The 9,671-nt window shown below is 69.9% G+C and carries 7 protein-coding genes, 1 tRNA gene and 1 pseudogene; 6 read left to right on the top strand and 3 right to left on the bottom strand.

The window, feature by feature from the left end; genetic code table 11:
• The coding region (locus RT91_RS17410; protein ID WP_035188779.1) for a glycosyltransferase family 4 protein at positions 1 to 934 on the bottom strand (934 nt) is incomplete at its 3' end.
• On the bottom strand, positions 931 to 2,730 hold the full coding sequence (locus RT91_RS17405) for an alpha/beta hydrolase (protein WP_007423254.1): 1,800 nt from the start codon (positions 2,728 to 2,730) through the stop codon (positions 931 to 933). The genes RT91_RS17405 and RT91_RS17410, both read right to left, overlap by 4 nt.
• Before the next feature lie 62 nt (positions 2,731 to 2,792).
• Between RT91_RS17405 and RT91_RS17400 the strand changes: the two genes are divergently transcribed.
• The 6 genes from RT91_RS17400 to RT91_RS17375 all read left to right on the top strand — a co-directional run bounded on the left by RT91_RS17400 (position 2,793) and on the right by RT91_RS17375 (position 8,839).
• Entirely contained in the window at positions 2,793 to 3,446 is a 654-nt protein-coding gene (locus RT91_RS17400; RefSeq protein ID WP_011942143.1) for a hypothetical protein, read from the top strand.
• Complete coding sequence (locus RT91_RS17395) at positions 3,443 to 4,654, top strand: LL-diaminopimelate aminotransferase (protein WP_007423251.1); 1,212 nt, start codon at positions 3,443 to 3,445, stop codon at positions 4,652 to 4,654. The genes RT91_RS17400 and RT91_RS17395 overlap by 4 nt, the downstream gene beginning before the upstream one ends.
• Positions 4,651 to 5,940 (top strand): homoserine dehydrogenase, encoded by a 1,290-nt coding sequence (locus RT91_RS17390; RefSeq protein ID WP_007423250.1) that lies wholly within the window; start codon positions 4,651 to 4,653, stop codon positions 5,938 to 5,940. The genes RT91_RS17395 and RT91_RS17390 overlap by 4 nt, the downstream gene beginning before the upstream one ends.
• A gap of 30 nt (positions 5,941 to 5,970) precedes the next feature.
• Complete coding sequence (glpX, locus tag RT91_RS17385) at positions 5,971 to 6,957, top strand: class II fructose-bisphosphatase (protein WP_035188776.1); 987 nt, start codon at positions 5,971 to 5,973, stop codon at positions 6,955 to 6,957.
• A complete protein-coding gene (recJ, locus tag RT91_RS17380; RefSeq protein ID WP_035188775.1) occupies positions 6,942 to 8,726 on the top strand; it encodes a single-stranded-DNA-specific exonuclease RecJ in 1,785 nt (594 codons plus the stop codon). Before glpX ends, recJ begins: the two co-directional genes overlap by 16 nt.
• 37 nt (positions 8,727 to 8,763) lie before the next feature.
• Positions 8,764 to 8,839: transfer RNA gene (locus RT91_RS17375), tRNA-Glu, on the top strand.
• Between the two features lie 589 nt (positions 8,840 to 9,428).
• On the opposite strand, the pseudogene RT91_RS17370 reads toward RT91_RS17375, so the two are convergent.
• Positions 9,429 to 9,671: pseudogene (locus RT91_RS17370) on the bottom strand (IS110 family transposase); the annotation flags it as partial.

Here is a 9,671-nt window from a genome sequence, read left to right as displayed (position 1 = left end):
CGGCGGCGTCGCCGGGCGGCACCAGCAGCCCGGCCTCGCCCACCACTTCCGGCAGGCCGCCCGCCCGTGTCGCGACCAGGGTGGCGCCGGCCGCCATCGCCTCCAGCGCGGTCAGGCCGAAGGGTTCGGGCCAGCGGCTCGGGACCGCGACGATCGCGGCGCCGGCCATCGCCGCCAGAACCTCGTCGTGCGGCCGGTAGCCGTCCCAGGCGATGCCGGCGGCGCCGGCGCGGGCCCGCATCTCGCGCACGAACGGGGTTTCCGGACTGTCCGGCCCGAAGCGGTCGCCGCCGATGATGCGGGCGGACCAGCCGGGCAGGCGCGGCAGGGCAGCGGCGCTGGCGGCGATGAAATCGGCGATGCCCTTGCCCTCGACGATGCGGCCGGCGAACAGGATTTCGCGCCGCCGCGCATCGGGAGGTGCCGGCAGTTCGGCGAGGGTGAGCGGGTTGTGCAGCGTGACGAGGCGGGCGGTGTCGGCAAGGCCGGTCGCGTAGCGGGCGCGCAGATGATCGGAGACGCAGACCACGGCGTGCAGGCGGCGCAGCGTGCCCGCCCGCGCCGCCGGGCTGGTGAGGCCGCGCATCGTCGTCGGTTCGTTGTGCAGGAACAGCATCACCCGGCTGCCGGGCAGCAGGCGCGCGGCAAGCCGGGCGAGGCGCGGCTGCTGGTGGATGTCGATGCTCGCCGGGCGGAGCCGCCGCAGCCGGCGCAGCACGCCGGCATTGTAGGCGAGCGGCGCGCGGAAGCGGACCGGATCGCAGGCAATACCGGGAAAGCCCGGCTCCGCGCAGGCGGCGCCGATGACCGAGGCACCGGTGGCGGCCGCGAGCCGCCGGACGACCAGCGCGATCGCGCCGGCCCGGCCGGGGGCAAAGGCTTCGCTGGCGGGCAGCACCATCGCGATGCCGCCGGCCGCATCCGGCTGGTTCAAGCCGATCGGACTTTCACGTAATCGCCGGGGGCATCGGCGAGGGCGGGGAGGGCGCCGTCGCCGGGTGTGCGGGCGGGAACCTCGCCGCGGCCCTGTGCGGCGATCCAGCGCTGCCAGTCCGGCCACCAGGAGCCGGCCACCTCGGTCGCGCCGGCGAACCAGTCCTCGGCGTTCGCCGGCAGGGTGGCGTTGACGAAATGGTTGTATTTGCCGCTGCCCGGCGGGTTGATCACGCCGGCGATATGGCCGGAGGCGGCGAGCACGAAGCGCTTCGGCCCGGCCATCAGCTGCGTCGCGCGGTAGGTGCTGGCCCAGGGGGCGATGTGGTCCTCGCGGCAGGAGAGGAAGTAGACCGGCACCTTGATCCGCCGGAGATCGACCGGCGTGCCGTCGAGGGTGATGGCGTCCGCCTGGCTCAGCAGGTTCTTCTGGTACATGTTGCGAAGGTAGAACGAGTGCATCGCCGCCGGCATGCGGGTGGAATCGGAATTCCAGTAGAGCAGGTCGAAGGGGAAGGTCTCGTTGCCGAGCAGATAGTTGTTGACCACGAAGCTCCAGATCAGGTCGTTCGAGCGGAGCATGTTGAAGGTGGTGGCCATCGCCGAGCCTTCGAGATAGCCGCGCCGGTTCATCCGGTCTTCCAGCGCGGCGAGCTGTTCCTCGTCGATGAAGACGCCGAGTTCGCCGACATCGGCGAAATCCGTCAGCGTGACGAGGAAGGTCGCGGACTTGATCCGGCTGTCGCGCCGGCGGGCCATCACCGCGAGGGTGGCGGCGAGCAGCGTGCCGCCGAGGCAGTAGCCGATCGCGTTCACCTGGCGCTCGCCGGTGGCCTGCTCGATCGCGTCGAGGGCGGCGAACACGCCGAGTTTCATGTAGTCGGCGAAATCCTTCTCGGCGAGGCGCTCGTCCGGGTTCACCCAGCTCGCGACGAAGACGGTGTGCCCCTGCTCGACGGCCCAGCGGATGAAGCTGTTCTTGGGCCGCAGGTCGAGGATGTAGAACTTGTTGATCCAGGGCGGGAAGATGACCAGCGGGGTCTTGTGCGCCGTCGTGGTCGCCGGGGCGTACTGGATCAGCTCCATCAGCTCGTTGCGGTAGACGACCTTCCCCGGCGTGACCGCGATGTTGCCGCCGACGCTGAAGGCCTCGGCGTCGGTCATGCGGATGTGCAGCTGGCCGCGCCCGGCCTCGAGATCGCGCAGCAGGTTCGACAGGCCGCGCAGCAGGTTTTCGCCGCCGGTCTCGGCGGTCTTGCGCAGGACCTGGGGGTTGGTCAGGGCGAAATTCGACGGGCTCATCGCGTCGACGAACTGGCGCGCGTAGAAATCGACCTTCTGCGCCGTCTTCGGATCGAGCCCGTCGACGCGGCGGACCACATCCTGCACGAAGCGGGCCGAGAGCAGGTAGCTCTGGCGGATGAAGTCGAAGATCTCGTTTTCCTTCCATTCCTCGTGCTGGAAGCGCTTGTCGCGCGGGTCCGGCGGCACCACCGGCTGGGTCTCGATTCCCATGATGCGGCGGGTCGAGTGCTGCCAGAGCGTGACGTAATCCTGCCAGAAGCCGATCTGCGCCTCGATCAGCGACGCGGGATTGGCCATCAGCCGGGCCATCATCTCCATGAACGCGCTGCCGATGTTGAGCGGATCGATCGCGACATCGGCCTCGTGCTGGCGTTGCAGCCATTCGGCCACGATGCGCTGCGATCGGGCCGCGATATCGGCCATGGTGCGGGAAAAAGCGGCGGGATCGGGAAGGTTTGGGGCTTCCGTCCGCGGATTTTGCTGTTCGGCCATCGACGCTCCTTCCGGCTCCGGGATGCAGGCGCTAAGGTTGGTGGCGCAAGCGAGGAGCCGAAGTGACCTATAGCCAGATTCCGCCCACCCCTGAAACCCCGAGTCGAATCGTCGCCGTAATGGCCGCGCTCGCGGTGATCGCGCTGTCGGGCTGCGCGGCCTACAGCCCGGCGGCGCTGCTGCACCGCTACGAGGGCGGGGTGATCAGCTCGGGGCCGCCGCCCGCGCCGGGGCTCGATTCGCCCTGGCCGAACCTGGCTTCGGTGCCGCCGCGGCCGACATCGATTTCCCCCGCCGATCAGGCGGCGCTGCGCGGACGGCTGGAGGCGGCGAATCGCGGCCAGAACCTCATGGCTGGCCATGAGCCGCCAGCCCCCGCCGCGGCGCCGCCGCCGCCTTCCGTGCCGCCGCTGCGTCTCGGCTTCCGGCCGCGCGAAGCCGTGCTGTCGCCGGCGCAGATCGCGCTGCTGGGCGCGTTCGCGGCGCGCCGCGCCGGGCGCCCCATTGCCGCAATCGGGTTCGCGCCAGGGCGTGATCCGGCCGGCTTGCGGCTCGCCCTTCTGCGCGCGACGGCGATCGCCAACGCGCTCGAGGTCGCCGGCGTGCCGGCGGCAGACATTCGCCTCGAAGCGCTCGCCAGCGGTCGCGGCGGTGCGGCACAGATGTTATACCCCCGCCACAAACCCACCACACCGGACGCTCAGGACCGATCATGACCGAGGAATTTCACCGCATCCGCCGCCTTCCACCCTATGTCTTCGCGGAGGTGAACCAGGCGAAGGCGGCCGCGCGCAACCGGCGCGAGGACATCATCGACCTCGGCATGGGCAATCCCGACAGCGCGACGCCGCCGCATATCGTGGCCAAGCTGGTCGAGACCGTGGCCGACCCGCGCAGCCACCGCTATTCCACCAGCAAGGGCATTCCCGGCCTGCGGCGCGCGCTTGCCGCGTATTACGACCGCCGCTTCGGCGTGAAGCTGAACCCGGAGACCGAGGTGATCGCCACACTCGGCTCGAAGGAGGGGCTGGCCAACCTCGCCAACGCGATCACCTCGCCGGGCGACACGATCCTGGTGCCCAACCCGTCCTACCCGATCCACCAGTTCGGCTTCATCATCGCCGGGGCCTCGGTGCGCTCGGTGCCGGCCACGCCGGATGACGAGATGCTGCGCGCGCTCGACCGCGCGGTGCGGCACTCGGTGCCGAAGCCGACCGCGCTGATCGTGAATTTTCCTTCAAATCCAACGGCGTATCTGGCGACGCTGGATTTCTACAAGGAAATCGTCGCGTTCGCCCGCAAGCACGAGATCTTCATCCTGTCCGATCTCGCCTATGCCGAGATCTATTTCGAGGGCGAGCCGCCGCCCTCGGTGCTGCAGGTCGAGGGGGCGAAGGACATCACGGTGGAATTCACCTCGATGTCGAAGACCTATTCGATGCCGGGCTGGCGCATGGGCTTCGCCGCCGGCAATCCGCGGCTGGTCGCGGCGCTCGCGCGCATGAAGTCCTATCTTGACTACGGCGCCTTCACGCCGATCCAGGTCGCGGCGACGGCGGCGCTGAACGGGCCGCAGGACTGCGTCGAGCAGATGCGCACGCTCTACCGCGAACGGCGCGACGTGCTGATCAAGGGACTCGCGCAGGCAGGCTGGGACGTGCCGAGCCCGGCGGGGTCGATGTTCGCCTGGGCGCCGATTCCGGAGCGCTTCGCGCATCTCGGCTCGGTCGATTTCGCGAAGCTGCTGCTCGAGCGCGCCAAGGTCGCGGTCGCGCCGGGGATCGGCTTCGGCGAGTATGGCGATGGCCATGTCCGCATCGCGCTCGTCGAAAATACCCATCGGCTCCGGCAGGCGGTGCGGAACATCCGCGCCTTCATGGCACCGGGCAATGCGCCCAACCAGCAGGAGAGCGTCTCGGCATGAATGGTGAACTGTCGGTCGGGATCGCCGGGCTGGGGACGGTCGGCGCCGGGGTCGTGCGGCTGTTGCAGGAGAATGCGGCGATCATCGCCGCGCGGGCCGGGCGGCCGGTGCGCGTGGTGGCGGTGTCCGCGCGGGACCGGACGCGGGATCGCGGGGTGTCGCTCGAGGGTATCCGCTGGGTCGAGGACCCGCTGGTGCTCGCCACCGATCCGGCCGTGGATGTCGTCGTCGAGCTCATCGGCGGTGCTTCAGGTGCCGCGCGGGACCTGGTCGAGGCGGCCCTGGCCGCGGGCAAGCCGGTGGTGACGGCGAACAAGGCGCTGATCGCGCAGGCGGGCGGCGACCTCGCGGGGTTGATCCGCGGCGGGCCGGGCATCCGCTTCGAGGCGGCGGTGGCGGGCGGCATTCCCGTCATCAAGGCGCTGCGCGAGGGGCTCGGCGCCAACCGGATCGCCAGCGTGTCCGGCATCTTCAACGGCACCTGCAACTACATGCTCACGCGGATGCGCGACGAGAAGATGGAGTTCGCCGACGTGCTCGCCGAGGCCCAGGCGCTCGGCTATGCCGAGGCCGACCCCTCGGCCGATATCGACGGGGTGGATACCGCCCACAAGCTGGCGATCCTCGCGGCCATCGCCTTCGGCCGCCAGGTGGATTTCGGGGCGGTGCATGTCGAGGGCATCCGCCGGATCAGCGCGGTGGATATCGCCTTCGCCGACGAGCTCGGCTACCGGATCAAGCTGCTCGGCATCGCCCGCGCGAGCGAGGCCGGAATCGAGACCCGCGTGCATCCGGCGATGGTGCCGGAGAACTCGGCGCTGGCGAAGGTGGATGGCGTGAACAACGCGGTCGTGATCAGCGGCGAGCCGGTGGGCGATATCGTGATCCAGGGGCGCGGCGCCGGGGCGGGGCCGACCGCCTCGGCCGTGGTGGCCGACCTGATCGACCTTGCCCGCGGCCGGCAGACGCCCATGCTCGGCATGGCGCCCGATGCGCTGCGCAGCGAGGCCTCGGTGCCGATGGCGGCGCATCGCGGGGCCTATTGCCTGCGGCTGATGGTGCTGGATCAGCCCGGCGTGATCGCCGATGTCACCGCGGTGCTGCGCGATCACGGCATCTCGCTGGAAACGATGCTCCAGCGCGGCCGCAGCCCGGGCGATGTGGTGCCGGTGGTGATCATCACCCATGAGACTGACGAGGCCGCGATGGCGGCGGCGCTGGTGCAGATCGCCGCACTGCCGGCGGTGCAGGAGCCGCCGGCGCTCATCCGCATCGAACAGGCCTGATCGACGCTCGACCCGCAGGAGACCGCGAAGATGGACAACGCCAAGACCCCGGCCCAGTCGGACCGTAACCTCGCCCTCGAACTCGTGCGCGTCACGGAAGCCGCCGCGCTCGCGGCCTCGGCCTGGATCGGCCGGGGCGACAAGAACAGCGCGGATGGCGCCGCGGTCGGCGCGATGCGCCAGGCGTTCAACGCGGTCGCGATCGACGGTCTCGTCGTGATCGGCGAGGGCGAGATGGACGAGGCGCCGATGCTCTATATCGGCGAACGCGTCGGCGCCGGCGGACCGGAGATGGACATCGCCGTCGATCCGCTCGAGGGCACGACCATCGCCGCCAAGGGCGCGCCGAACGCGATCGCGGTGATCGCGCTGGCGGAGCGCGGCAACTTCCTGCACGCGCCGGATATCTACATGGACAAGATCGCGGTTGGTCCCGATCTGCCCGAGGGGGTGGTGGCGCTGGATGCGCCGGTTGAGGAAAATCTCCGCAACCTCGCCCGCGCCAAGCGGTGCGACATTTCCGACCTGATGGTCTGCACGCTGGAGCGCGAGCGCCATGCCGAGCTGATCGCGCGGTGCCGCGAGGCCGGCGCGCGGATCACCCTGATCGGGGATGGCGACGTTTCGGGCGTGATCGCGGTGGCGCAACCCGAGGCCGGGATCGACATCTACATGGGCTCGGGCGGCGCGCCGGAGGGCGTTCTCGCCGCGGCCGCGCTGCGCTGCACCGGCGGGCAGATGCAGGGACGGCTGCTGTTCGAGGACAGCTCGCAGATCGACCGGGCGAAGGGCATGGGCATCGCCGATCCGTCGCGGCTCTACCAGGTTCACGAAATGGCGGCGGGCAACGTGATGTTCGCGGCGACCGGCGTGACCACCGGCCCGATGCTGCGCGGCGTGCGGCGGTATGCGACCGGCGCGGTGACGCACTCGATCGTGATGCGGTCGAAATCCGGCACCGTCCGCTATATCGAGGCGCATCACAACTTCCAGACCAAGCCGTGGACGCCGGCCTGAACGGGGCGGCGCCGGCTTTCGGGGTCGAACGCAGCCTGACCGGCCGGCGCTGGCTCTGGCGCCCGGCCGCGGACCGCACGGCGCAGGCCATCGCCCAGCGCTGCGGCGTGCCGGAGGTGATCGGCCGGCTGCTCGCCGGGCGCGGCGTGATGCCGGATCATGCCGCGGATTTCCTCGAGCCGACGCTGCGCGCCTATCTGCCCGATCCCTCGGCGCTGACCGACATGGATGCCGCGGCGGCGCGGATCGCCGATTCAGTGCAGCGCGGCGCGACCATCGCGATCTTTGGCGATTACGATGTCGACGGCGCCTGTTCGGGCGCGCTCATGGCGCTGGGCCTTGGGGAACTTGGCGCGACGACCATCAATTACGTGCCGGATCGGCTCCGCGAGGGCTACGGGCCGAACGCGCCGGCGCTGCGGGCGCTTGCCGGGCAGGGGGCGGAACTGGTCGTCTGCGTCGATTGCGGAACGGCGGCGCATGAGGCGCTCGCGGCGCTCGACGGCCGGGCGGATGCCATCGTTCTCGACCATCACAAGAGCGAGGGGGCTCCGCCCGCCATCGTGGCGACGGTGAACCCGAACCGCGCTGACGATGCGTCGGGCCTCGGCAACGTTTGCGCGGCGACGATCAGCTTCCTCACCCTCGTCGCCGTGCAGCGCGAACTTCGCCGGCGGGGCTTCTTCGCGACGCGGCGCGAGATCGACCTGCTGTCGATGCTCGACCTCGTCGCGCTTGCGACGGTCTGCGACGTGATGCCGCTCACCGGCCTTAACCGCGCGCTGGTGACCCAGGGGCTGAAGGTGATGGCGCGGCGGGAACGGCCGGGAATCGCGGCATTGCTCGACGTCGCGCAGGTGAGGGAGGCGCCGGGCACGATGACTTGCGGCTTCGCGATCGGCCCGCGGATCAACGCCGCCGGCCGCATCGCCGAGGCGGATCTCGGGCTGCGCACGCTGCTCGCCGCCGAGCCGGCGACGGCGATGGTGCTGGCGCGCCGCCTCGACGAGATCAACCGCGAGCGCCAGGCGGTGGAGGCCGGGCTGCTGGACGAGGCGATGACCGACGCCGAGGCCCAGTTCGCCGCCGGGGCGCCGGTCGCGCTGGTTGCCGGCGAGCAATGGCATCCGGGCGTGGTCGGCATTGTCGCCGGCCGGATCAAGGAAACCTTCAACCGTCCGGCCCTGGTCGCGGGAATCGCGGAGGGCAGGGCGGTGGGCTCTGGCCGCTCGGTGCCGGGGGTCGATCTCGGCAGCGCGATCATCGCCGCGCGCGAGGCGGGGCTGCTGATCAAGGGCGGCGGCCACGCCATGGCCGCGGGTTTCACGGTGGAAGCCGGGCGGATCGAGGCGCTGCGCGGCTTCCTCGCAGAGCGGTTGGCGGTGGCCGCGACGCTGCCGGACGCGGCCGATCTGCCGATCGAGGGCATGGCGGCGGTCGGCGGGATCGATGAGGCGCTCGCCGCGGCGATCGGCCGCGTCGGGCCGTTCGGCGCCGGCAACGAGGAGCCGGTGTTCGTGGTGCCGCGGGCGCGGGTCCTGCGGGCGGACCGCATCGGCCGGAACGAGGCGACGATCCGCGCCTTCGTCGAGGGCGAGGCCGGTGGCCGGCTGAAGACGATCCTGTTCCGCGCCGGAGACGGCGACCTTGCGGCCGCGCTGGCCCGTCCGGGCGGCGCACCGCTCAATCTTGCAGGTCACATCCGCGCGGAACAATGGAATGGCAGAACCTCGGTCAGCCTGATCCTGATCGACGCCGCTCCCGCTTGACCTGCCCCCACCACTCGGCTACCCACGCTTTCAGAAAGTCCCGTTCGTCTAGAGGCCTAGGACGTCGCCCTCTCACGGCGATAACAGGGGTTCGAATCCCCTACGGGACGCCACTTGCGATGGATCTGGGCACCGTCAATCGCACTGGGTTCATGATCCCGCCCGATGGCTGCTGCCAGGGCTGAACGCGGACCGTTGATGCTCACGGTGCCGATCTTCACCATCATTTTGCTGACGAACATCCGCAGATAGGCTTTCCGGAACACCGGATCGTCGTTGTGCATCGCCTGTCTCATGACTGATCGGCCCCCAAGCGCCAGACACTGCGCCGCCGCCATGGCCGGAGGTGAAATTGCACCAACCCTCAACCCGGACCACTCTCATGTTCGCCATTTCAAGCTGCAGGCAAGAGATTTCTTCTGCTTGCTGATGAGCAAGCAAGCGGTTCGGTTTGACTGCGACTGGGTAAGGCTGGAGGCGCAATCCCGAAACGACGGTAGATCATCCTCTGATACGCGGATTGGAACCGCAGGACCTGATGCGTCGTGGAGCTGCCTCGGTCTAGGGACCAGCGTCGGAAAGTCCCGGCTGATAGTGGCTGCGAGGGTTCTCCGGCCGTGACCGCGCCTCCAGCCTTGCCCGGCTGCAGATGGGTTTGATCAGTGTGGGCACCTCCCGGGTATGCTTCGAATATCCGATTGTTCAGCCGGCCGCGATTTCGGCCTTCCGTGCGATGGCCCAGATAAAGCCGGCCAACTCGCGGGCAATCGCGGTGGTGACGACATTGGCCTGCTTGCCGGTATGGGTCAGGCGGCGATAACGCCGACAGAGGCGCAACTGCGCCTTCCAGGCGATCTCGCGGATCGGCCGGGGCAATCCTTCCTGGCGCAACAGCAATTCCCGGCTGACCCGGGCGGGATGTCGGTAACTCCAGGCCGCCTCGAT

The sequence above is a fragment of the Acidiphilium sp. JA12-A1 genome, from assembly GCF_000724705.2.
In the GTDB taxonomy this organism is placed as follows: domain Bacteria; phylum Pseudomonadota; class Alphaproteobacteria; order Acetobacterales; family Acetobacteraceae; genus Acidiphilium; species Acidiphilium multivorum.
This window is presented reverse-complemented; position numbering and strand designations above follow the sequence as displayed.